The sequence below is a fragment of the Nocardiopsis tropica genome (genome assembly GCF_042660575.1).
Lineage (GTDB): Bacteria > Actinomycetota > Actinomycetes > Streptosporangiales > Streptosporangiaceae > Nocardiopsis > Nocardiopsis tropica.
Map to the genome: position 1 here is coordinate 48,413 of NZ_JBHSUF010000010.1, position 22,683 is coordinate 71,095.

Genomic DNA, 22,683 nt, shown 5'->3' on the forward strand with positions numbered 1-22,683 from the left:
ACCCCGGCCCTCCACGGCCGGGCGACGGACGAGAAGGCACGGGAGGCCCCCGCCGTCACGGCGGGGGCCTCCCGTGCACTCTCGCGGACCGGCCGGGGTCATTCCCCGCCCGGCTCCTCCTCCAGGTCCAGGGTCAGCGCCAGGGCGGAGGTCAGCGCCGGGATCAGGTCTGCGCCGTTGAGCACCTCGGACTCGCTGTCGTGGCTGCGCATGCGCATCGCGCAGTGCCGCGAACCGTCCCGCATCACACCCGCGACCATGCGGATCTCCTCGGTCTCCCTGCCGGACGCGCTCGGGTCCTCGCCGGCGGCCAGGGTCTCGTCCGAACCCTTCACCACCAGGCGCTCCATGACCAGGGCGCACCCCGCCACGCCCTCGGGCCAGAGGATGCGCCCCAGCGCCTCCTCCAGGGGGAGGTCGTCGGGCAGCGGCTCCTGCTCGACCGGGGTCAACTCGTCGGGATCGGCAGGGGAGCCGATCCCCAGCAGATCGGCCAGCGCCGGCTCCGCCCGCAGCAGTTCGGCGGTCGGCACCAGGGCGTACAGCCCCAGCGGCCGGTCCCAGCCCTGCTCGGCGGTGTGGCGTTCGAGGTCCATGACGGCTTCGCGAATGTTCGACACGTTTCCATAGTGACCGATGTGGGAACCCCGCGGCTCCCGTTCCCGGACAGTAGGGTCGCAACGGAGCCTCCCGGATGCGACTCCGATACAGCAACGATGCAGCCTTGTCACCCGCGTGAGGGTGATTTCGGGAACCCGGCACCCACCATTTAAGTTTTCAGTAACAAGGCGCCACACGCGCACCGAACGCACCTACCAAGCCAGAACGAGGGGGAGGCGTGAGCTTCCGATCGCCCGGCGCACCACCTGCGCGTATGCCTCGCCGATCAAGGTTGCTCGCGCCAGTCGCGGCGACCGTGGTCGTCATCATCGCGGGGCTGATGCTCGCCGCGAACTTCTGGACCGACTACAAGTGGTTCAGCTCCGTCGGCTACACCTCGGTCTTCCTGACCGAGCTGTGGACCCGTGTGCTCCTGTTCGCCGTCGCCGGCCTGGTGATGGCCGTCATCGTCGGCGCCAGCGTCTACTTCGCGTACCGCTCCCGGCCGGGCATCCGGCCGATGAGCCTGGAGCAGCAGGGCCTGGACCGCTACCGGCAGTCCATCGACCCGCACCGCAAGCTCTTCTTCTGGATCGCCGTCGGGGCCCTGGCGCTCCTGGCCGGGGTCGCCGCCAGCGGTGACTGGCGCGCGTACCTCCAGTTCACGAACAGCACCGACTTCGGTGTGAACGACCCCGAGTTCGGGATGGACGTCGCGTTCTTCGCGTTCACCTACCCGTTCCTGCGCATCCTGCTCGGCTACCTGTACGCGGCCGTCATCCTGGCGTTCATCGCCGCGGTGATCGTGCACTACCTGTACGGCGGGGTCCGGCTCCAGAACGACACCGGCCAGCGCGCCACCCCGGCCGCCCGCGTGCACCTCTCGGTGCTCCTGGGGCTCTTCGTGCTGCTGCGCGCGGGCTCCTACTGGCTGGACCGCTACGGGCTGGTCTTCTCCGAGCGCGGCTACACCTTCGGCGCGTCCTACACCGACGTCAACGCCGTCAAGACCGCCCTCATGATCCTCACCGTCATCTCGGTGATCTGCGCGGTGCTGTTCTTCGCGAACATCTACTTCAAGAACACCATGGTCCCCATGGCCAGCCTCGGGCTCCTGGTGCTGTCCGCCGTCCTGGTCGGCGTCGCCTACCCCGAGATCGTCCAGCGCTTCCAGGTCAACCCCAACGAGCAGCGCCTGGAGAGCCCGTACATCGAGCGCAACATCGAGTACACGCGCGACGCGTACGACATCGCGGACGCCGAGGTCGAGGCCTACGACGCCACCACCGAGCTCAGCGCGCAGGACCTGGTCGAGGAGTCCCAGGGCACCAAGGTGCGCCTGGCCGACCCCTCGGTGGTCTCCCAGACCTTCCAGCAGATGCAGCAGGTCCGCGGCTTCTACCAGTTCCCGGACGTCCTGGAGGTCGACCGCTACCCGGACGCCGAGGGCAACCTGATCGACACGATCGTGGCCGTCCGCGAGCTGGACGGCCCGCCCGACGACCAGGACAACTGGCTGAACCGGCACCTCATCTACACCCACGGCTACGGCATGGTCGCCGCCACCGGCAGCGACATCGACGCCGAGGGACGCCCGGTCTTCACCGAGTACAACATCCCGCCGCGGGGCGAGCTGAGCGAGGTCACCGGCGAGTACCAGCCGCGGATCTACTACGGCCGCGAGGGCGCCGAGTACGTCATCGTCCAGGCCGAGGAGGAGTACGACTACCCCCTCGACTCGGAGGAGGACACCGCGGACGTCCCGACCCTGGACGACGCTGTCGATCCCGAGGTCAGCCCCGCCCCCGACGAGGCCCGGGCGCCGGGCGACGCGGACGCCCAGGAGAGCCCGGAGCCCACGAACGAGGACCCGCCCGCCGAGGGCGGCGACGGGACCGAGGGCACCGAGGAGGAGGCCGATCCCAGCGGTTCGCAGGCCTACAACCGCTACGACGGCAGCGGCGGCGTCCAGCTGAGCAACTTCTTCGACCGGATCCTGTACGCGATCAAGTACCAGGAACCGAACATCCTGCTCAACAGCGCCATCACCGGCGACTCGCGCATCCTCTACGAGCGCGACCCGCTGGACCGCGTGGAGAAGGTCGCCCCCTACCTCACCGTGGACAGCCGCCCCTACCCGGCGGTCGTCGACGGCAAGGTGGTCTGGATCGTCGACGCCTACACCACCTCCGACGGCTACCCGTACGCCAACCGGATCGACTTCACCCAGGCGGTGACCGACACGTTCACGGACGGGTCGGCGCAGCAGGTCGGCGCCCTGCCGGGCAACGAGGTCAACTACATCCGGAACTCGGTGAAGGCCACCGTCGACGCCTACGACGGGACCGTCACCCTGTACGCGTGGGACGAGGAGGACCCGGTCCTCCAGACCTGGATGGACTCCTTCCCGGGCACGGTGACGAGCCGGGACGAGATGAGCGATGAGCTCATCGACCACGTCCGCTACCCGGACGACCTGTTCAAGGTGCAGCGCGAGATCATGCGCGAGTACCACGTCACGGACGCCGCGGCCTACTACGGCGGTCAGGACTTCTGGGCCGTGCCCAACGACCCGACCGGCGGTACCGAGGCCCCGGAGCCGCCCTACCGGCAGACGATCCAGTACCCGGGCGCCGAGGAGGCCAGCTTCTCGCTGACCAGCACGTTCGTGCCTCGCGGCCGTGAGAACCTGGCGGCCTTCATGGCGGTGGACAGCGATCCGCGATCCGAGGACTACGGGCAGCTGAAGCTGCTGGAGCTGCCGCGGAGCACGGTGATCTTCGGTCCGGGACAGGTGCAGAACGCCTTCGACGCGGACGCCGACGTCCGGGAGGTCCTGCTGCCCCTGGAGCAGTCCAACGCCGAGGTGACGCGCGGCAACCTGCTCACCCTGCCGTTCGCGGGCGGCCTGCTCTACGTGGAGCCCCTCTACGTGCAGGCCGGCGGAGGCGGCAGCGCCTCCTTCCCGCTGCTCCAGCAGGTCATGGTCGGCTTCGGTGAGGAGGTCGCGATCGGCAGCAACCTGCCGGACGCGCTCAGCAACCTCTTCGAGGGCGCCGAGGGCACTCCCGAGGAGACGCCCGAGGAGACCCCTGAGGAGAACGAGGCCGGCGGCGGTGGCGGTTCCGACCAGGAGCTCACCGACGCCCTCAACGAGGCCGTGGAGGCCTGGGAGGAGGCACAGGAGTCGAACGAGCAGGCGAACGACCGCCTGCGCGAGGCCCTGGAAGCCATCGAGGAGCAGATGAACGAGTAGGACCGGGTCCGCCCCCTTCCCGGGGGCGCACCGGCGGGGCGGGGCCTTCGGGTCCCGCCCCGTCCTCGTGCGCAAGGCCCCGCGGGACGCGGAGGACGCCGGTCGCCCGCGTCCCGGAACGCTGATTTGGGTTATCGGCCGGGGCACGCTAGTCTGTGAACACAACGACGCGGGGTGGAGCAGTTCGGTAGCTCGCTGGGCTCATAACCCAGAGGTCGCAGGTTCAAATCCTGTCCCCGCTACCAAGACCCGGACCCGGGAGAAATCCCGGGTCCGGTGCTTTTCTCGGAATTACCGTTTCGGTTGATTCCGGGGAACACGCCCGAAAGGGCGCGCTTGAGTGGCTCGACCGGGAAGAGAAGCCTGGTAGAGTGGTCACAGGCCAGACGGGAAACCGGAAGGCCACAGGGTGGGATCTCACCGGTCGTCCTCACGGAAAACCGATTTGCCACCCGGGGTCACAAGCCCTAAAATAGAGATCACGACGCGGGGTGGAGCAGTTCGGTAGCTCGCTGGGCTCATAACCCAGAGGTCGCAGGTTCAAATCCTGTCCCCGCTACCGAGGAAAACACCGGGTGGAATTCCACCCGGTGTTTTCTCGTATGTCGGCCGTCACCGTGTGCGGTGGAGCCCGGGCGGGATCCCGCCCGGGCTCCACCGCGGTCAGCGGGTACGACCCTCCACCAGCTCGACGACGCGGTCCGCCCGAGCGGCCACCTTGGGGTCGTGGGTCACCACGACCACGGCCGAGTCGCGGATCCTCGCCTGCTCCAGCAGCTGGTCCATGATCATGGTGCTGCTGGCGGCGTCCAGGGCGCCCGTGGGCTCGTCTGCGAGGACCAGCCCGGGGTCGCGGCTCAGCGCGCGCGCCAGGGCCACACGCTGCTGCTCACCGCCGGACAGCTGGTGCGGCTCGGAGTTCAGCCGGTGCCCCAGGCCCACGGACTCCAGGAGCTCGCGTGCACGGGCGCGGCGGCGCAGCAGGGGGACCCCGGCGATCACCAGGGGCACCGCCACGTTCGCCAGGGCGGTGCGCCGCTCCAGCAGGTGGAACTGCTGGAAGACGAAGCCGATGCCCTCGCCCCGGAGCCAGGACCTGCGGCCCTCGCCGAGCGCGGTGGTGTCCACGCCGTCGAACGTGTAGGAGCCGCCGCTGGGCTTGTCGAGGAGCCCCAGGATGTTCAGCAGGGTGGACTTGCCCGAGCCGGACTGCCCGACGATCGCGACGACCTCCCCCCGCCGCACCTGGAACGTGCAGTCGTGCAGGACGTCGATGCGGTCCCCCGACACGGTGAAGTGCCGGGTCACCCCCTCCACGCTCAGCAGAGGGGCGGAGTCCGGCGGGGCCGATCCGGCCTCCGGGGCCGGTACGTGGACCGACATCTAGCCCTCCTCGCCCATCAGGTCCTCCTCGGCGTCCCCGGCGCCGGGGACGTCGAACCGGGGGTCGAGGGGCACCGGGTCCATGATCATGTCCCCGACGCCCAGCCCCTCGGTGACCTCGACGAGGGAGCCGTCGGACATACCGAGCCGGACCTCGCGGACCTCCTCGGAGCCGTCGCCGGCGACCACCACGACCTCGCCCTCCTCCGAGGTGCCGCGCACGGATGTCACGGGCACGACCAGCACGTTCTCCGCCTCGCCGGTGGTGACGGACAGCTGGCCCTGCACCCCGTCGAACACCTGGAGGTCGGAGGGGACACGGCAGGTGAGCCGGCTGCCGCCGCCACCGCCGGCCCCCTCCTCGCCGGTCTCGCCGCCGGCGTCCTCGCCGCCACCTCCACCGCCGCCGTCCGCGCCGAGGGACAGGAACTCGCAGACGTCGGCCGGCGGGCCCTTGTCGATCTTGAGCATGATGTCCTCGGGGTCCTCGTAGAACCTGTAGAGGTCGTTGGCGGGGATCGACGCGACCGCGCGGAACCGGTCGGGGGCGACCTCGGCGACCGCGGCCCCGGGCTCCAGCACGTCGCCGACGAGGACGTCGTCCAGCCCGGACACCGTGCCGCTGGTCGGCGCGTACAGGGTGGTCTCCGTGGCCGCCGGGGCGTCGGGGGCCCCCTCGCCGTCCTCGGGCGCCGCCTCGGCCTGCACCCTCACGTTGACGATCGGCGCTCCCTCCTCGACCTCGGCGCCGTCCGCCACCCACAGGTGGGTGACGGTCCCGCCGCCGCGCGCCTTCACCGCCTCACCGGGCTCGGCCTCGACGACGGCGTCCAGCACCATCACGGAGCTGATCTCGCCCATCACGACCTCGACCGGCGCCCCGCCGACGTCCATGGCGCTCGGGTCCATGAGCATCTCGTCGGAGGGGTCTCCCAGGCGGCCCAGCAGGAAATAGCCGGTGCCGACCAGCCCTCCGAGGACGACCAGCACCGCACCGATGACGATCCACTTCTTCACGTGTGTCTCCTATTCCCGGAGTCCGGCGACGACGGACGCGCCGAGCGCCCGCATCGCGGGGATGATCCCGGCCAGCAACCCGACCAGCGCGGCGCTGCCCAGTCCGACGAGTACCCCGGCCGGGGGGATGTTCAGCGGGATGTCGTCCGGCAGCTGGACGAAGGAGCCCAGGACCGCCCCGCCGACCGCCAGCACCGCCCAGCACCCGGCGATGGCGATGATCCCGGCGACCAGCGACACGACGACCGACTCCATGACCACGGCCACGAACAGGGTGAACCGGCTCGCGCCCAGGGCCCGGTAGGTGGCCAGCTCGCGGCGGCGCTCGCGCACGGTGACCAGGCCGACGTTGAGCACGCCGAGCAGGCCGGTGGTGAGGGTGATGGCGGCGATGCCCATGAGGGCCAGCGACAGGTAGGTGATGGCCTCGTTCGTCATCTCCGCGTAGTCCGAGCGGTAGGACGAGAGCGACTCGCGGTTCTCGACGCCCCAGCGCCACGACGCCGACCCGAGCCGCTCGGTGAAGATCTCCCCCCAGGGGTCGTCCGCGGCGGGGTCCTCCGGGTCGATGCGCACCTGGTACGTGGTGGGGACGCCCATCGCGTACATCGCCTCGGCCTCCGACTCCTCCTCATCGGAGGAGCCGGAGCCGAAGATCAGTTCCTCGGACGCGGGGGAGCGCAGGATGTACGCGCTGTACCAGCCGGAGTCGAGCGCGGAGCTCTCCAGGACGCCGATGACGCGCACGTCCATCCAGTGGTCGGTGCCGACCTGGACCTGGGCGAGGTCGCCGATCGCGGCGGCCAGCTCCTCGTTGACGATCATCACGGGGGCGAGGGAGCCGGTGTCGGCGTCGGTGAACCAGCGGCCCTCCAGCATGTTCATCCGCCGGATGTCGCCCAGGGACGGGTCGACCCCCGTGAAGCTCGCCTCGGTGACCACCGTGTCGCCCGAGCGGATCGAGGGCGGTTCCACGGGCGACTGGTAGAGCGAGACGTCCCGGCCGCCCGCACGGACGAGGTCCTCCTCGAAGGCCGCGCGGTCAGTGATGGTCTCCTCGAACACGCTGACCTCGAGGGTCGCCGGCCGGCCGGCGTTGGCCTCGCTGTAGGCGGTGGCGAACCGCTGGCCGAAGTCGCTGGCGCTGACCACGAGGACCAGAGCGCCCACACCGACGACGATGCCCGTGCAGGAGAGGATGGTCCTGGCCACGTTGGCCCGCGAACCGGCGAAGGCCAGCACGATCCCGGCCATGAGGGAACGCAGCATTCGGCCCCTTCCGTGGTGTCTGTGGGCCGGCGCCGCGACGGCGGCACCGGGATGCCCGCGTTCAGCGGGGTTTCATCAGAGCCATCGCAGGGAAGGGCGGGTTCGGTTCACCCCGAACGGCGGTAATTTCGGATTGTCATGGTTTTTCGTTCGGTAGGACCGGAACCGCGGCCTCAGAACGCGGCCCCGGGGTCAGTCCACCTCGAAGCCGTCGCAGGTGAGCGGTGTCCCCGACTCCGTGTCGGACCAGACCACGGTGTGGACGCCGCTCTCGGCCCTCGCGCCGAAGTCGTCGGGGTAGCGGAGGCGGCTCCACTCCCCGGGCACGGCCTCAGCCCCGGCCGTGGAGGACTCGCCGCCCGGCCCGATCACGGAGGCGGTCAGGGAGGAGGCCCCCGCGTCCGCGGGCACCAGGACGCCCAGCTCGACCGCCTCCCCGCGGTCCGCCGGGGAGCGGGGCGCCTCGGTCCGCCAGGAGCCCGCGTCCGGGGCGTCCACCGCGGGGGCGCACATGTACGTCGTCGGGTCGAAGGACGTGTCGGGCACGCCCAGGCCGCCCACGCCGTCCCGGGCCGAGGTGCGCACGGCGTCGGCGATCATCTCGTTGAGCTCCTCGGGGCTGTACCCGTGGCCGCCGCCGCAGGCGGTGACCAGCAGGACGGCGGCCCCGCACAGGGCCGTCCCGAGGGTTTTCATGGTCAGCACACGACGCACGTTACTACGGAACGTGTTCGAGTGAGTGCATTATGTGATTGTGGTGGGCGGTGCGGGGAGGGGGCTCAGCTCCGGCGCAGCGGTGTGGGTCCGCCGTTCAGCCAGGTCAGCACCTGGTCGTGGATCGCACCGTTGGTGCACACCAGGGGACCGCCGTCCTCGAAGCCCTCACCCCGCAGGTCGGTGGCCCGGCCGCCCGCCTCCTCCAGGATGATCGGCAGCGGGGCCGCGTCCCACAGCGAGAGCTCCGGCTCGGCGGAGATGTCCACGACGCCCTCGGCGACCATCACGTGCGACCAGAAGTCGCCGTAGGCGCGGGTGCGCCACACCGAGCGGGTCAGTCCGAGGAACGATTCGAGCCGGCCCTTCTCCTCCCAGCCGGTCAGCGACGAGAAGCTCAGGGAGGCGTCCGCCAGGTCCGGCACCTTCGACACGTGGCAGCGCGTCGCCTTGGACAGGCTGCGGCCCTGCCACGTTCCGGCGCCCTTGGACGCCCACCAGCGGCGGTACAGCGCGGGCGCGGACACCACGCCCACCACCGGCCGGTCGCCCTCCAGGAGGGCGATCATGGTCGCCCACACGGGAACCCCGCGCACGTAGTTCTTGGTGCCGTCGATGGGGTCGATGACCCACACCCGGTTGCTGTTGCCCGTGCGGCCGTACTCCTCACCGACCACGGCGTCCCGGGGCCGGGCGCGCGAGAGGACGCCGCGGAGGGTCTCCTCCACCATCCGGTCGGCCTCGGTGACCGGGGTGAGGTCGGGTTTGGTGTCGACGACGAGGTCGAGCGCTCGGAAGCGCTTGAGCGCGAGGTCGTCGGCAGCATCGGCGAGCACGTGGGCCAGCCGCAGATCATCGTCAAAGGACGCCATGGCCGGTAACGCTACCCTCCCCGGCACGAACATGGCCAAAGCGGCACACGCGCGTGATCAGAGTGTTAGCGGAGCCCCGCGGGGGCGAAACCCGGCGTTCCGGCCGCCGCCGTGCCCTCCGGGGGACGGGCGCGCACCGCCGCGGGTGGGAGGATGGGGGGATGGACACGGTGAGCGGACGGACGCGGGCCGAGGGAGCCCCGGCGCGGGAGCGCCTGATGGACGCCGCCTGCGCCGAGGTCGTCTCCGGCGGCTGGGCCGAGCGCCGCATGGCGGACATCGCCACGGCGGCCGGGGTGTCCCGGCAGACCCTGTACAACGTGTTCGGCAGCAAGGAGGGCCTGCTCCAGGCCATCGTGGTACGTGAGGTCAACGCACTGCTGGACCGCGTGGTGCTCCTGCTGGACGCCGAGGACGGGGACCCCGCCCACGTGGTCAGCCGGGCCACCCGGCTGGTGCTGGGGGCGGCCCGGGACAGCCCCCTGCTGCACGCCGTCGTGACCGGGGACCGCGACCTCCTGCCGGTGCTCACCACCCGCTCGGCCCCGCTGCTGGACATCCTGGGGGAGCGGATCGCCGCCATGCTGAACGGGCGGCTCCCGGACCTGGACCCGTCCGTGGCCGACGCGGTCGCCGACGTCAACGTGCGGCTCACCGTCTCCTACGCCCTCCAGCCGATCGACCCCGACGAGGCGGCGCGCCGGGTCGAGACGGTGGTGCACGGAATGCTGCTGGTCGGCCGCTGAGAGGAGCCCGTGGCGTGCTGGACGGACCCCTGCCGGAGCACGAGCGCCTGGAGGTGCTGCGCTCCTGCATGAAGGACGGGCGGATCACCGCGATCCCCGTCCGCCGCTCCGCCCGGCTGGTCCTGCTCGACCGGGTCGCGCGCGCCTTCGAGCCGGGGGTCCGCTACAGCGGGGACGAGGTCAACACGGTCCTGCGCGGCTTCAGCGCCGACGTGTCCGCCCTCCGGAGGGGGCTGGTCGACGAGGGGTTCATGGAGTGCGGCCGCACCCGGTACTGGCGGTGCGGCGGCACGGTCGACCTCTGACCGCGCGACCGGGCGCCCCGGCACCCGGCCGCGCGGTCACGGGACGGGGTCCTCAGCGGCGGGGCACCGCGAGGAGGTCGATGACCCCGGTTCCGTCCTCCTCCCGGTGGCCGTCGGCCAGCCGCCGCGCCATGAGGTCCGTGTACGGGGTCAGGAGCTCGGTGCTCACCCCCTGCTCCTCCGCGGTGCGCAGCAGGGTCGCGTTGCCCTCCACCTGCATGGCGAGGTTGGAGACCACGCCCTCGGTGTAGTCGCCGCTCTCCAGGTGCCCGGCCATGGCGGGGACGCCCGCGTGGGCCATCGAGGCGAGCCAGTCGGAGAGGAGCACCGCGAACTCCCGCAGGGACACGTCCTCGTGGCGCACCAGGGCGAAGGCGTGCGCGACCCCGGCGAACATGCCGTTCATCGCGCTGAGCAGGGCCACGTCCTGGAGGGAGGCCAGACCGGCGTCCTCCCCCGCGTGGCGGGCGCCGACGGGCACCTCCAGGGCCGCCCGGTGTTCCTCGAACACCCCGGCCGGGCCGCTGTAGAACACGTAGCCGCCCGCCTCGGGGACGCCCACCATGGGCGGGATCGCCATGATGCCGCCGCTCAGGAACCGGGCTCCGCGCTCCCGGGCCCACTCCGCGCGGGCGCGGGCCTGGGCGGGTGTCCCCGTCGTGACGTCCACCAGGTCCTTGCCGGAGAGGTCGGCGCCCTCCAGGGCCTCGCCCACGGAGGCGTCGTCGAGCAGGCAGGTCACCACGAGGCGGGCGGAGGCGGCCGCCTCCGCGGCGGTGGCGGCGACCTCGGCCCCCTCGGCGGCGAGGGGCTCGGCGCGGGACGGCGTGCGGTTCCACACGGTGAGCGGGTACCCGGCGGCGAGCCAGGCACGGGCGAAGGCGGTGCCCATGGCTCCGAGTCCGAGCAGGGCGATACGTGGTTCGGTGGTGGTCGCGGAGGTTCCCGCGGTGGTCTTCGTCATGTCGACTAGGCTCGTCCACGGCGTGGGGACCGACAAGTACGCACTGTGAAGTGGGTGCTCACCCCGGGGTAAGCGTGCAGGCGGAAGGGGTGCGGGGATGGTCACCAGACGAGGGGCGGACGCCTACCACTGCGGTATCGACGCGGCGATGGACGTGATCGGCGGCAAGTGGAAGGTGCTCATCCTCTGGGCCCTGGAAGAGCGGGCCCACCGCTTCGGGGAGCTGCGCCGCGCGCTCGACGGCGTCACCGAGAAGGTTCTCGCCTCCCACCTGAGGGAGCTGGAGGACGACGGCATCGTGCACCGCGAGGACTTCGGCGAGGTGCCGCCCCGGGTCGAGTACTCCCTGACCCCGCTCGGCCGCTCCCTGAACGACGCGCTCGCCCCGCTGGGCGACTGGGGGCGCGCCAACATCAAGGGCGTTCCGCCTGAACCAGGGGAGGGGGCCCGGGGCCGGGACCCCCGCCGACTGGTCGGCGGCTGACCGGACTCCGGAGGGGGCGGCCGCCGCGGGGGCCGGAACGCGGGGAACCGCCGCCGCGAACGGGCCGGCTCAGGCCTCCGGCTCGTCGGTGTCCCCCTCGCGGCTCGCGAGCAGGCGGCGCAGGGACGCCACACGGGCGGGGTCGAGCTCGCCGCGCTCCAGCGCCGCGCCGACCGCGCAGTCGACGGCGTCGGGCTGGTGCGCGCACCCGGGCGGGCAGCCCTCGGCCGCCTCGGCCAGGTCCGCGAAGCCCGCCACGATGTCCTCCGGGGAGATGTGCGCCAGGCCGAAGCTGCGCACGCCGGGGGTGTCGATCAGCCAGCCGCCCTCGAAGGGCAGGGCCGCGGCCGACGTGGACGTGTGGCGGCCCCGCCCCGTCACCGCGTTGACGTGGCCCACCGCCCGGTCGGTGCCCGGAACCAGCCGGTTGACCAGGGTGGACTTGCCCACACCGGAGGAGCCCACCAGGACCGTGGTCCGGCCGGAGAGGCGCTCCCGCAGCCCCTCCAGACCGCCCTCGGGGCTGAGGACCTCGAAGGGCACCCCCAGGGGCTCGTACACGCGCACGAGCTCGTCCGGTGCGGCGAGGTCGGCCTTGGTCAGGCAGAGCAGGGGGGAGAGCCCGGCGTCGTACGCGGCCACCAGGCAGCGGTCCACGAAGCGCGGCTGCGGGGCCGGGTCGGCGAGGGCGCAGACGATGGCCAACTGGTCCGCGTTGGCGACGATCACCCGCTCCACCGGGTCGGTGTCGTCGGCGGTGCGGCGCAGCACCGACCCGCGGTCGCGGACCCTCACCACCCGGGCCAGCGTGTCCGCCCGGCCGGACAGGTCGCCGACCACGTCCACGCGGTCGCCGACGACGATGGAGCCCCGGCCCAGCTCGCGGGCCTTCATGGCGACCACGGGGACGCCGTCGACCAGGCACCGGTACCGGCCCCTGTCGACGGCGGTGACCATGCCCTCCACGGCGCCCTCGTGCTTGGGCCGGTTGCGGGTACGGGGCTTGGAGCCGCCCCGGGCGCGCACGCGGATGTCGTCCTCGTCCAGGTGGCGTCCCCCGCCCCGCGTGCGGCTCATGCCAGGGCCTCCGCCCACAGGCCCGGGAAGTCGGGCAGCGTCTTGCGCGTGGTGGCGATGTTCTCCACCTCCACCCCGGGCACCGCGAGCCCGATCACCGCGCCGGACGTGGCCATCCGGTGGTCGTCGTAGGAGTGGAACACCCCGCCGTGCAGGGGGCGCGGCCGGATGACCAGGCCGTCGGGCAGTTCCTCGACGTCGCCGCCCAGTCGGTTGACCTCGGCGGCCAGGGCGGCGATCCGGTCGGTCTCGTGGCGGCGCAGGTGCGCGATGCCGGTCAGCCGGGAGGGCGTGGAGGCGAGCGCGGCCACCGCCGCGACGGTGGGGGTGAGCTCGCCGACGTCGCGCAGGTCGGCCTCGATGCCGCGGACCTCCCCGGTGCCGCGCAGGGTCAGGCCGCCCTCGGACCAGGTCACCTCCCCGCCCATCCGCGTGAACAGCGAACGGAGCTCGTCACCGGGCTGGGTCGTGCGCACGGGCCACCCCTCGACCGTCACCTCGCCCCCGCTGACCAGCGCGGCGGCCAGGAACGGCGCGGCGTTGGACAGGTCCGGTTCCACCGTGGTGTCGGAGACCCGGACGGGTCCCGGCTCGACCCTCCAGGAGTTCTCCTCCACCGACACGGACACCCCGGCGGCGCGCAGCATCTCCACCGTCATGTCCAGGTGCGGCCGGGACGGCACCGGCGGTCCCGAGTGGCGTACGTGCACGCCCTCGGCGAAGCGCGCCCCGCTCAACAGCAGGGCCGACACGAACTGGGACGAGCCCGACGCGTCCAGGACCACCTCGCCACCGCGCACACCGCCTGTGCCGCGGATGGTCATGGGCAGCGCCCCCCGGCCGCCGTCGTCGATGTCGGCGCCCAGCGCCCGCAGGGCGCCGAGGAGCTCGCCCACGGGCCGCTCGCGGGCGCGCGGGTCCCCGTCGAAGCGCACCTCGCCCGAGGCCAGGGCCGCCAGAGGGGGCACGAACCGCATCACCGTGCCCGCGTTGCCGACGTCGACCGAGGCCGGTCCGCGCAGCGCGGCGGGCGTGACCTCCAGGTCGCCGCCGACCTGCGAGACCCCCACGCCCAGCGCCCGCAGGGCGCCCACCATCAGCTCGCTGTCCCGGCTCGCCAGGGGCCGGCGCACCACCGACGGCGTCTCGGACAGCGCCGCCAGGATCAGGGCGCGGTTGGTGACCGACTTGGAGCCGGGCAGGGCCAGCCGGGCGCGCACCGGCCGCTCGGCCACGGGCGCGGGCCAGTGGGGGCCGCCGTCGCCGGCGGCGGTCCGGGGGGTCGTGTCGGTCTGGGCGGGCTGCGAGGACATGGAGTCGGGCATGACCCAAGGTTATCGGGACCGGAAAAGGGCGGGGAGCTGTGGCCGCGGGGCTGTGGACGGCCGGGGACGGGCGGCACGCCCCCTCCACGGCTCGGCCGGGGCGGGGGAGCCGCCCCGCGGGGCCGTGGGCGGCCCGGGACGGACGTATCCTTGGTGACGCCATGGTGTATCTGGATCACGCTGCCACGACCGAGGTCCGTCCCGAGGTGGTCGCCGACATCGCGGCCGAGCTCGGCTCCCTCGGCAACCCCTCGTCCCTGCACGGCCACGGCCGTGCCGCCCGCCGCACCGTCGAGGAGTCCCGCGAGAGGATCGCCCGGGCGCTCGGCTCCACCCCGCACGAGGTGGTCTTCACCGGAGGCGGGACCGAGTCCGACAACATCGCCGTCAAGGGCCTCTACTGGGCGCGCAACGCCGAGGACCCCGCCCGGCGGCGCATCCTCACCAGCGCCGTCGAACACCATGCCGCCCTCGACCCGGCCCACTGGATGGCCGAGCACCAGGGCGCCGTCCACGAGGCGCTGCCCGTGGACGCCCTGGGCGGGCTCGACCCGGAGACCCTCCGCGAGGCCGTCGAGCGGGACCCCGGGTCGGTCGCGCTGGTCTCCGTCATGTGGGCCAACAACGAGGTCGGCACGGTCCAGCCCGTCGAGGAGCTCGCCGCCGTCGCCGCCCGGTACGGCATCCCCTTCCACACCGACGCCGTCCAGGCGGTCGGGGCGGAGCCGGTCGACTTCGCCGCCGCCGGCGTCACCGCCCTCACCGTCAGCGGGCACAAGCTCGGCGGCCCCGTCGGCGCCGGGGCGCTGCTGATCGCCCGCGGCACCGCCCCGACCCCCGTCCTCCACGGCGGCGGCCAGGAGCGCGACATCCGTTCCGGGACCCTCTCGACACCCCTGCTGAGGGGGCTGGCCACGGCCGTCGACCGCGCCGTCGCCGAACGCGAGGAGCACGCCAAGCACCTCGAGTGCCTGCGCGACGAACTGGAGGAGGGCGTCCGCGCCGTGGTCCCGGACGTGGTCGTCAACGGCGACCGCGAGCGCCGGCTGCCCGGCATCTCCCACCTGTCGTTCCCCGGCTGCGAGGGCGACGCCCTGCTGATGCTCCTCGACGCCCGGGGCATCTCCTGCTCCACCGGCTCCGCCTGCTCCGCGGGCGTCGCCCAGCCGAGCCACGTGCTCCTGGCGATGGGGGCGGACCCCGACACCGCCCTGAGCAGCCTGCGGCTGTCCCTGGGGCGCACCTCCACGCGCGAGGACGTGAGGGCCCTGGTGGAGGCGATCGGCCCGGCCGTCGAGCGGGCACGGGCCGCCCGCGCCAAGCGCCGGCGCTGAGGCACGGGCCGGACCCGCGCCGGTCCCGGGCCGCGCAGACCGCTCCGCGCCGCCCCCGCGCCCCCGGCGGCCCGGGAGGGACGGCAGGGGGAGCGGGGGCGGCCGGGTCCCGTGCACCCGGCCTCCCGGGCCGGTACGGCTAGCCGGCGCGGTTGACGGTGACGGATTCGATGACCACGTCCTGGGTGGGGCGGTCGTTCGCGTCGGTCTCCGTGACGGAGATGGAGTTCACGATCTCCATGGACTCCTCGTCGGCGACCCGGCCGAAGATGGTGTGCTGGCCGTTCAGGTGGGGGGTCGCCGCGACGGTGATGAAGAACTGGGAGCCGTTCGTGCTGGTGCCCCCTCCCCGGTTGGCCATGGCGAGGACACCGGGCTCGGAGAACTCCCGGCCGGACCCGACCTCGTCCTCGAAGGTGTAGCCGGGACCGCCCTGGCCGGTGCCCTGCGGGTCGCCCCCCTGGAGCATGAAGTCGGCGATGACGCGGTGGAAGACGGTGCCGTCGTAGAACTCGGCCTCGCCCGTCACCGGGTTGGGCACGCCCTCGCCCTCGGCCAGGCCGACGAAGTTGGACACCGTGACCGGGGCGTCCTCGGGGAACAGCTCCAGCTCGATGTCGCCCTCACTGGTGTGCAGGGTGGCGCCCTCGACGTCGGTGACGTCCACCTCGGCGGGGCTGCCGGTCTGCTCCTGCTCGGGCGCCGCGGAGTCCCCGCCGGCGGGCTCCCCCTGGTCGGCCGGGGCCCCGTCGCCGCCGCAGGCTGTGGTGGCGAGCAGCGCGGTGCAGGCGAGTACGGCTGTCGCCGACAGGGTGAAAGGCTTCATCGGTTCACTTCCGGGGTGAGTGTCGCGGTCGGGCGGCACATAGCGTACTCCGCACCGTGGAGCACCCCTGTCTTGGGGTATCGCACGGTCCGTCATGCTTCGACCACGATGCGGCTCCGGGGGCGTGCGGGTCAGGAGGGGCGGGGATCACCGTCCCCGTCGCGGCCCTCCCCGCCGTCGCCGTCACCCCGTCCGGCCTCCTCGCCCCCGGCCGCCTCCTGGGCCTCGCGGGCACGCCGCCGCTGGGCGTCGGCCCGCTCACGGCAGCGGCGGAGGAACTCCTCGTCCTCCTCCGGGGTCGCGGCGCGCGCCCGGTGGGGGTGGTCGTACTCCGGGAAGGGCGGGGGCGGCCCGGCGGGCGCGGCCGACGGGGCGCGTCGGGGCCGGCCCAGGGCGAACCAGAGTATTGCCCCGATCTTGGGCAAGAGCAGAACGACGACGGCCCAGGCGGGTTTGGGCAGCAGCCGCACCGCGCCGGCGTCGGAGCCGACAACGTCGAACAGGGCGTAGATCCAGACGCCGAGGGCGACGACGAACAGCAGGAGGGCGAGGTGGGACAACGGGGGTTTCCAATCGGGGGATCGCGCGAACGGCGGGCGGCATTGTCAGTCCTTGTGATGACTTATCACGGATCGCCGCACCCGCACGGTCGCTTGACCAGCGCCCCCGACGCGAGAGAGGGTCGGGGAACGAGGTCGGGGCGTCGACCCGAGGGTATGCGAGGCCGGCCCCGCCAGGCGACGGGAGGGGACATGGGTGTGAACAGTGCGTTGCCGTCTGCGATGTGGCTCCCCTTCGGCGCGCGGATCCTGCGCGCCCGCTCCGACCGGGGGCTCTCGCGGGCCGAGCTCGCCGCCACGGTCGGCGTGACCGACGACAAGCTCCGGGAGGTCGAGGACGCCCACTGCAGACCGGCCCGTTCGCTGGTGGAGCGGGTCGACAACGTCCTCGGCACCGACCACCAGCTGGTCGAGGCATGGGCCATCACCCTCCAGGCGGAGGCCTTCCCCAACGAGTTCGGCGACGAGCGCGAGCTGGCCGTGCACGCGACCGACCTGTGGGAGCACCAGCCCATGGCCGTCCCGGTGTTCCTGCGCACGCGCGAGTACTCCCGCGCCGTCCTCGGCCCCGGCCACCCCGCCCTGTCCCCGGACGAGGTGGAGCTGATGGTGGAGGAGGAGATGGCCAACCGGGCCGCGATGACGGGCCCGGACGGCCCCGTGCTGCGGGTCGTGCTCAACGAGTCCGTCCTCCAGCGCCCCCAGGGCGGCGCGGAGGTCCTCAACGCCCAGCGGGACTTCCTCGCCGACCTGATCGGGGCCGGCATCGTCACCGTGGGCGTGATCCCCGAGCAGACCGCGCACCATCCCGGCCTGGGCGGCGCGTTCCGGATGATGGAGTTCGCCGACCGGCCCACGATGGTGTACGCGTTCGCCGCCGAGGGCGGCGACCTGACCGCGGAGTCCGAGCAGGTGGGGCGCTGCGCGATGGTCCGCGAGGCCATCGAGGAGGCCACCGTGGAACTCACGCCCCGCTCGGAGCTGCTGACGGCCCGCTGGCCCGCCGGCTGACGGGCGCGGGCTCCCGCCCTTGGGCCGACGTCCCGTCATGGGCTAGGTTGCCCGCCATGGATATCGCGATCACATCCGGATACGTCGTCCCCGTGGACGGCGACCCCATCGACGGCGGCACCGTCGTCATCTCCGACGGCAGGATCACCGCGGTCGGAGCGGACGCGGACACCCCCGTCCCGGAGGGCGCCACCGTCGTCGACGCCTCCGGCAAGTGGGTGCTCCCCGGTTTCGTCGAGGCCCACGGCCACCTCGGCATCGACGAGGAGGGCGTCGGCTGGGCCGGCGACGACACCAACGAGATGACCGACCCCAACGGCGCCCGCATGCGCGCGCTCGACGCCATCAACCCCGCGGACCGGGGCTTCGTCGACGCCCTGTCCGGCGGAGTCACCTCCTCGGTCGTCAAGCCGGGCTCGGGCAACCCCATCGGCGGGCAGACCGTGGCCGTCAAGTGCTGGGGCCGCAGCATGGAGGACCGCCTGATCAAGCAGCCGGCCAGCGTCAAGAGCGCCCTGGGCGAGAACCCGAAGCGGGTGTACGGCAAGAAGGACCAGATCCCCTCCACCCGCCAGGGCGTGGCCGCGGTCATCCGGGACGCCTTCACCAAGGCCCAGGACTACAAGGCCAAACGCGACCACGCCGCGAGCGAGGGCACCCCGTTCGACCGGGACAACACCCTGGAGGTGCTGACCAGGGTCCTGGACCGCGAGCTCCCGTGGTGCCAGCACACGCACCGTGCCGACGACATCCACACGGCGATGCGCCTGGCGGACGAGTTCGGCTACCGCCTCATCATCAACCACTGCACGGAGGGCCACCTCCTCGCCGACGAGATCGCCGCACGGGGCATCCCCGTCATCACCGGCCCCCTGATGACCAGCCGCTCCAAGGTCGAGGTCAAGAACAAGACGCTGGCCAACCCCGGCATCCTGGACCGGGCGGGGGTGAAGGTCGCCCTGACCACCGACCACCCCGTCGTCCCGATCGAGTTCCTCGTCCACCAGGCCACCCTGTGCGTGAAGGAGGGCATGGCGCCCGAGTCCGCGATCCGCGCCCTCACGGTCAACCCGGCCGAGATCATGGGCATCTCCGACCGCGTCGGCTCGCTCAAGCCGGGGCTGGACGGCGACGTGGTCGTCTGGTCCGGCGACCCGCTCGACGTGATGAGCCGGGCCCTGAGGGTGTTCGTGGAGGGGCGCGAGGTCTACACCTACGACGAGGAGAAGCGTTCGGGCTCGGCCCTGGACGCCTTCTACCGGGAGGACTAGGACGCAGGGGCGCGGTCCCGGGTGCGGCGAGGGCCGACCGGGGCCGCGGCCCGTGCCGCCCGCGGAGCGCCGGGAGGGTTCCGGAGCCCCGGGCCCTGAGGCCCTCTTAGGCCGCGGTGCGCGGTGGCGCCCGCCTCTGAGGCGGGGCCCGCGCCGTATTCGGGGTGATGTCCCGATGGCGGACGGGGCCGCCTCAGGCCGACTCTGGAGCCTGTCGGGAGGAGGACTCCCGGCACACGGACCCCAGGGAGGCCCCATGAACCACCACGACGCCGCAGCCGAGGCCGCCGCGGCCTACCGGGCCGAGAGGGAGCGCGAGGCGGCCCGGGAGCGCCTCGTGCGCGGGGCGAGCCGCCGGGAGCGGGCGGAGCGGCGCCGGGCCGACCGCGCCCGGCGGCCGGAGCCGCCGGACCACGGGAGCGGTGGGACGCACGCCCTGGCCGTCTGAGGCGGGCCCGGGGGGATCCCGGGGGGCGCGCCGGGCGCCTCCGGCCGTCTCAGACCCGACCGACCGACCGGAAGGGCATCCCGTCGAGGGGCGCCGTCCCGGCGGCGGTCCCCACCACCGTGACCTTCTCCATCTCCGCCCGCTCGACGACCTTCGCCGGGGCCGCGGGGTCCACCGGGGTCACCACGATCGGGGAGCCCGCCGCGACCGGGGCGAGCAGGAGCTCCGCGCCCCCGCCCAGCGCCGTCATCGGCGCGTCCGGCTCCAGGAACAGGCCCAGGCGGTCGTCGGCCGACAGCCCCCAGGCCGCGGCCCGCTCCCGGGCCCCGGCCGCCAGGTCCGCGCCCGTGCGTGCGCCGGCGCTCCGGAGCGCCGGGCCGTCCGGGTCGACCGGGTAGGCCGGGAAGCGGTCGCCGTACCCCCGGACCTCGACGGAGTAGTCGAGCACCATCGGCGGGACCTCGGACAGCGGCAGGCCCAGCGGGTGCAGCGAGGTGCCGACGACCTCGTCGGCGCCGCTGTCCAGCGCGCTCTCCAGGAGTCCGGCGCCGGCGACCGCGACCTGCGCGCCCGCCGGGACGTCCCCGCCGTCCGGGACGAACTCCGCCACCGCGCCCACCGACCAGCACGAGAGGAGCCACGCCAGCGACTGCCAGTGCACCGGGAGGGCGATCACGACCCGGTCGCCCGGCTGCACGCCCAGGCCGTCCACCAGCATGTTCGAGGTCTTGGACACCCAGTTGTCGAACGTGGCCCGGGACAGCTCCACACGGCCGCCGGAGGAGTCGTAGGAGGTCACGAACGGACGGGACGGGTCGGCGGAGACGAGTGCGCGCCACAGCTGCGCGGGAGTTTCGGACATGACCGCCACTCTAGGGCGTCCGACCTCCGTCCTTCCCGGCGTTCGAGGGCGCCGGTCCCACCACCGCCGGGGCCGGTCCGCCACCGGCCGGAGCGGCCCCGCCCGGCACACCGTCCCGCGTCCGGCCCCGCCCGCCGTGCCCGGGTCCCGCTCCGCCCGGACACGGCGGGGCCCCCGGAACCGGAACGTCCGACGAGAACCGCCGCACGGTGTGCGTAGCCCGCCGGGAACTGCCAGAGTTGCCCCATGCGCTTGCTCCCCGGTCGGCTCCTCGCCCGTGTCACCGCGCTCCCCGCGATCGCCGCGTCGGCCTGGCTCCTGGTGGCCTTCCCCCTCCTGGCCCTCGGCTCCTTCACCCCTGTGGCGGCGGCCGTCCTGGGGACGCCCGCCGTGATCGCGGCCTGCGTGCTCGTGCCGCGGTTCGTCCCGGACCCGCCCGAGGACGAGGCCGTCCCCTGGTGGCCCCTCGTGCTCGTCGCGGTGATCACGGTCGGCTTCGCCGTCGTGCAGGTCGCCTACCACGCCGAGGCCCTGGTCATCCGCCGCGACCCCGCCTCCTACGCCATGTACACCGTGTGGATCGCGGAGAACGGCCACCTCCCCATCCCGCAGCAGCGCGAGCTCATCGCGGGCGACGATCCGGCGCTCAGCTACCAGAGCCTCGCCCACTACGACCGGGACGGGGCGATCTGGCCCCAGTTCATGGCGGGCGCGCCGCTGGTCACCTCCATCGGCTACTGGCTGGGCGGGCTCGACGGGATGCTCGTGACCACGCCCTTCCTCGGCGCGCTCGGCGTGCTCGCCTTCGCCGGGCTCACCGCGCGCCTGGTCGGCGCGCGCTGGGCCCCCCTGGGCGCCCTCGTGCTGGCCGTGTGCCTGCCCCAGCAGTGGGTGAGCCGCTTCACCTACAGCGAGCCCCTGACCCAGATCCTCCTGATCGGCGGGATGGTCCTGGCCTACGACGCGCTCGTCCGCCGCACCGCCCTCACCGACCGCTGGTCGGCCTCCCACACCCTCGCCGCCGCGGCGGGGCTGGCGTTCGGCCTCGCCCTGGTGGTGCGGATCGACGCGATCCGCGACCTGCTCCCCGTGGTCGGGTTCATCGGCCTCCTGCTCCTGGCCCGGCGGGGGCAGGCGCTGCCCCTGCTCGGAGGGCTCGCGCTCGGCGTCGGCCTGGGCCTGTACGCCGGGTACGGGCTGTCCCTGCCCTATCTGGAGTACCTGTCCGACTCCCTCAACCCCCTCCTGCTGATCAGCGCGGCGGTCATCGCGGTCACGGCCGCGGCCACGGCCGCCCTGTGGCGCTTCGGGATCCCCCGCGTGGAGCGCGTCCGCTGGCTCCCCCACGCGGTGACCGCGCTCGCCCTCCTCACCATGGTCGGGTTCGCGATCCGTCCCCTGTTCTGGCCCGACTACGGCCACGGCAGCGACTTCACCGACGCCTGGGTGGCCTCGGTCCAGGAGCGGGAGGGGCTGTGGCCCATCGAGGGCAGCCGCACCTACTACGACATGAGCCTGTACTGGGTGGGCTGGTACGTGGGCCTGGGCACCGTCCTCTTCGCCTCCCTCGGCGTGGCGCTGGTGCTGCGCCGCCTCGTCCTGCGCCGGGACCCCCAGTGGCTGCTGCCCGCCATGCTGCTGGTGTGGACCGTCACGACCACGCTCCTGCGCCCCGCCATCACCCCCGACCACCCCTGGGCGAGCAGGCGGCTGATCGTGCTGGTCATCCCGGCGTTCATCCTGTTCGCGGTCTGGTTCCTGGCGTGGCTCACCCGCCGCTGCACGGTCGCCGGGGCCCCGGGGAGGCGCGGGGCGGCCTTCCAGGTCCTCCCCGCCGTGGTCGCCGCGAGCGCCTCCCTGGCGGTGTTCCTCCCCGCCGCGGCCACCTCGGCCGCCGGGATCATGGGGTACAGGCAGGACGTGGGCTCGGTCGCGGCCACCGAGGAGCTGTGCGCGTCGCTGCCGGAGGACGCGTCGGTGGTCGTGGTCGACCCCGGCATGGCCGGGAACTACATGCCGCTCCTGCGGAACGTCTGCGGCGTCCCCACCGCGGCGATGGACGAGCCGACGCCGGAGGACCTCGACCGGGTGGTCGCCGAGATCCACGGCCGCGGGCGCGACGCGGTCCTGGCCGCCTCGGACTGGCAGGTGCTGGAGGGCCTGACCGGGAGCACGGAGAACGTCGAGCGGCCGTTCCACGTCCTGGCGCAGATGGATCCGAGTACCCTCATGGAACCCCCGACAGGCCACTGGACCTTCAACGAGAGCGTGTGGGTGACCGTGCTTCCCGCCGGGGGATGACCCCGCCCCCGCGGACCGGTCCCACAACGCCCCCGCCCGCACCCGCACCCGCTGAGAA

General features: G+C 73.2%; 21 protein-coding genes and 2 tRNA genes. 11 read left to right on the forward strand and 12 right to left on the reverse strand.

Features of this window, described 5'->3' with window-relative positions:
• Positions 1–98 precede the first annotated feature (98 nt).
• The gene (locus ACFQBR_RS17425; RefSeq protein ID WP_267948266.1) at positions 99–620 is read right to left on the reverse strand and encodes a PPA1309 family protein; all 522 of its coding nucleotides are present in this window, start codon (positions 618–620) and stop codon (positions 99–101) included.
• A gap of 296 nt (positions 621–916) precedes the next feature.
• Here ACFQBR_RS17425 and ACFQBR_RS17430 point away from each other — a divergent pair, with 296 nt between their 5' ends.
• From ACFQBR_RS17430 to ACFQBR_RS17440, 3 genes are all read left to right on the forward strand, one after another.
• A complete protein-coding gene (locus ACFQBR_RS17430; protein WP_378553917.1) occupies positions 917–3,856 on the forward strand; it encodes a UPF0182 family membrane protein in 2,940 nt (979 codons plus the stop codon).
• A gap of 168 nt (positions 3,857–4,024) precedes the next feature.
• Positions 4,025–4,101, forward strand: a tRNA-Met gene (locus tag ACFQBR_RS17435).
• A gap of 240 nt (positions 4,102–4,341) precedes the next feature.
• A tRNA-Met gene (locus tag ACFQBR_RS17440) sits at positions 4,342–4,415 on the forward strand.
• Positions 4,416–4,519: 104 nt separating this feature from the next.
• Here ACFQBR_RS17440 and ACFQBR_RS17445 read toward each other — a convergent pair.
• The 5 genes from ACFQBR_RS17445 to hisN all read right to left on the reverse strand — a co-directional run bounded on the left by ACFQBR_RS17445 (position 4,520) and on the right by hisN (position 9,111).
• Positions 4,520–5,239 (reverse strand): ABC transporter ATP-binding protein, encoded by a 720-nt coding sequence (locus ACFQBR_RS17445; protein ID WP_267948268.1) that lies wholly within the window; start codon positions 5,237–5,239, stop codon positions 4,520–4,522.
• Positions 5,240–6,256 (reverse strand): efflux RND transporter periplasmic adaptor subunit, encoded by a 1,017-nt coding sequence (locus ACFQBR_RS17450; protein WP_344180126.1) that lies wholly within the window; start codon positions 6,254–6,256, stop codon positions 5,240–5,242.
• 9 nt (positions 6,257–6,265) lie between these two features.
• Entirely contained in the window at positions 6,266–7,525 is a 1,260-nt protein-coding gene (locus ACFQBR_RS17455) for an ABC transporter permease (protein WP_344180124.1), read from the reverse strand.
• Positions 7,526–7,717: 192 nt separating this feature from the next.
• The gene (locus tag ACFQBR_RS17460; RefSeq protein WP_267950261.1) at positions 7,718–8,221 is read right to left on the reverse strand and encodes a hypothetical protein; all 504 of its coding nucleotides are present in this window, start codon (positions 8,219–8,221) and stop codon (positions 7,718–7,720) included.
• An 83-nt stretch (positions 8,222–8,304) separates the two neighbouring features.
• Positions 8,305–9,111: a histidinol-phosphatase gene (gene hisN / locus ACFQBR_RS17465; RefSeq protein WP_344180122.1), complete on the reverse strand. Its 807-nt coding sequence runs from the start codon at positions 9,109–9,111 to the stop codon at positions 8,305–8,307.
• A 161-nt stretch (positions 9,112–9,272) separates the two neighbouring features.
• On the opposite strand from hisN, the gene ACFQBR_RS17470 reads away from it, so the two are divergent.
• Complete coding sequence (locus ACFQBR_RS17470) at positions 9,273–9,857, forward strand: TetR/AcrR family transcriptional regulator (protein ID WP_344180120.1); 585 nt, start codon at positions 9,273–9,275, stop codon at positions 9,855–9,857.
• A gap of 14 nt (positions 9,858–9,871) precedes the next feature.
• Positions 9,872–10,162: a DUF2087 domain-containing protein gene (locus ACFQBR_RS17475; protein ID WP_344180118.1), complete on the forward strand. Its 291-nt coding sequence runs from the start codon at positions 9,872–9,874 to the stop codon at positions 10,160–10,162.
• 52 nt (positions 10,163–10,214) lie between these two features.
• Here ACFQBR_RS17475 and ACFQBR_RS17480 read toward each other — a convergent pair whose 3' ends face one another.
• The gene (locus ACFQBR_RS17480) at positions 10,215–11,126 is read right to left on the reverse strand and encodes an NAD(P)-dependent oxidoreductase (RefSeq protein WP_344180116.1); all 912 of its coding nucleotides are present in this window, start codon (positions 11,124–11,126) and stop codon (positions 10,215–10,217) included.
• Positions 11,127–11,223: 97 nt separating this feature from the next.
• On the opposite strand from ACFQBR_RS17480, the gene ACFQBR_RS17485 reads away from it, so the two are divergent.
• On the forward strand, positions 11,224–11,610 hold the full coding sequence (locus ACFQBR_RS17485) for a winged helix-turn-helix transcriptional regulator (protein WP_344180114.1): 387 nt from the start codon (positions 11,224–11,226) through the stop codon (positions 11,608–11,610).
• A gap of 69 nt (positions 11,611–11,679) precedes the next feature.
• On the opposite strand, the gene rsgA is transcribed toward ACFQBR_RS17485, so the two are convergent.
• The gene (rsgA, locus tag ACFQBR_RS17490; protein ID WP_344180112.1) at positions 11,680–12,687 is read right to left on the reverse strand and encodes a ribosome small subunit-dependent GTPase A; all 1,008 of its coding nucleotides are present in this window, start codon (positions 12,685–12,687) and stop codon (positions 11,680–11,682) included.
• A complete protein-coding gene (gene aroA, locus ACFQBR_RS17495; RefSeq protein WP_344180110.1) occupies positions 12,684–14,012 on the reverse strand; it encodes a 3-phosphoshikimate 1-carboxyvinyltransferase in 1,329 nt (442 codons plus the stop codon). Before aroA ends, rsgA begins: the two co-directional genes overlap by 4 nt.
• A gap of 161 nt (positions 14,013–14,173) precedes the next feature.
• Between aroA and ACFQBR_RS17500 the strand changes: the two genes are divergently transcribed.
• A complete protein-coding gene (locus tag ACFQBR_RS17500; protein WP_267948278.1) occupies positions 14,174–15,346 on the forward strand; it encodes a cysteine desulfurase family protein in 1,173 nt (390 codons plus the stop codon).
• A gap of 139 nt (positions 15,347–15,485) precedes the next feature.
• Here ACFQBR_RS17500 and ACFQBR_RS17505 read toward each other — a convergent pair whose 3' ends face one another.
• A complete protein-coding gene (locus tag ACFQBR_RS17505; protein WP_267948279.1) occupies positions 15,486–16,172 on the reverse strand; it encodes a peptidylprolyl isomerase in 687 nt (228 codons plus the stop codon).
• Between the two features lie 131 nt (positions 16,173–16,303).
• Entirely contained in the window at positions 16,304–16,732 is a 429-nt protein-coding gene (locus tag ACFQBR_RS17510; protein WP_267948280.1) for a PLD nuclease N-terminal domain-containing protein, read from the reverse strand.
• Positions 16,733–16,924: 192 nt separating this feature from the next.
• Here ACFQBR_RS17510 and ACFQBR_RS17515 point away from each other — a divergent pair, with 192 nt between their 5' ends.
• The 3 genes from ACFQBR_RS17515 (at position 16,925) to ACFQBR_RS17525 (ending at position 19,462) form a co-directional block, all read left to right on the forward strand.
• Positions 16,925–17,743 carry a helix-turn-helix domain-containing protein gene (locus tag ACFQBR_RS17515; RefSeq protein ID WP_344180108.1) on the forward strand — a complete coding sequence of 273 codons (819 nt, stop codon included), beginning with the start codon at positions 16,925–16,927 and terminating at the stop codon, positions 17,741–17,743.
• Positions 17,744–17,799: 56 nt separating this feature from the next.
• The gene (locus tag ACFQBR_RS17520; protein WP_267948282.1) at positions 17,800–19,014 is read left to right on the forward strand and encodes an amidohydrolase; all 1,215 of its coding nucleotides are present in this window, start codon (positions 17,800–17,802) and stop codon (positions 19,012–19,014) included.
• Between the two features lie 256 nt (positions 19,015–19,270).
• Positions 19,271–19,462 carry a hypothetical protein gene (locus tag ACFQBR_RS17525; protein ID WP_267948283.1) on the forward strand — a complete coding sequence of 64 codons (192 nt, stop codon included), beginning with the start codon at positions 19,271–19,273 and terminating at the stop codon, positions 19,460–19,462.
• Between the two features lie 49 nt (positions 19,463–19,511).
• Here ACFQBR_RS17525 and ACFQBR_RS17530 read toward each other — a convergent pair whose 3' ends face one another.
• On the reverse strand, positions 19,512–20,324 hold the full coding sequence (locus ACFQBR_RS17530) for a TIGR03089 family protein (RefSeq protein WP_344186269.1): 813 nt from the start codon (positions 20,322–20,324) through the stop codon (positions 19,512–19,514).
• A gap of 246 nt (positions 20,325–20,570) precedes the next feature.
• Here ACFQBR_RS17530 and ACFQBR_RS17535 point away from each other — a divergent pair, with 246 nt between their 5' ends.
• On the forward strand, positions 20,571–22,625 hold the full coding sequence (locus ACFQBR_RS17535) for a hypothetical protein (RefSeq protein ID WP_344186270.1): 2,055 nt from the start codon (positions 20,571–20,573) through the stop codon (positions 22,623–22,625).
• Positions 22,626–22,683 lie beyond the last annotated feature (58 nt).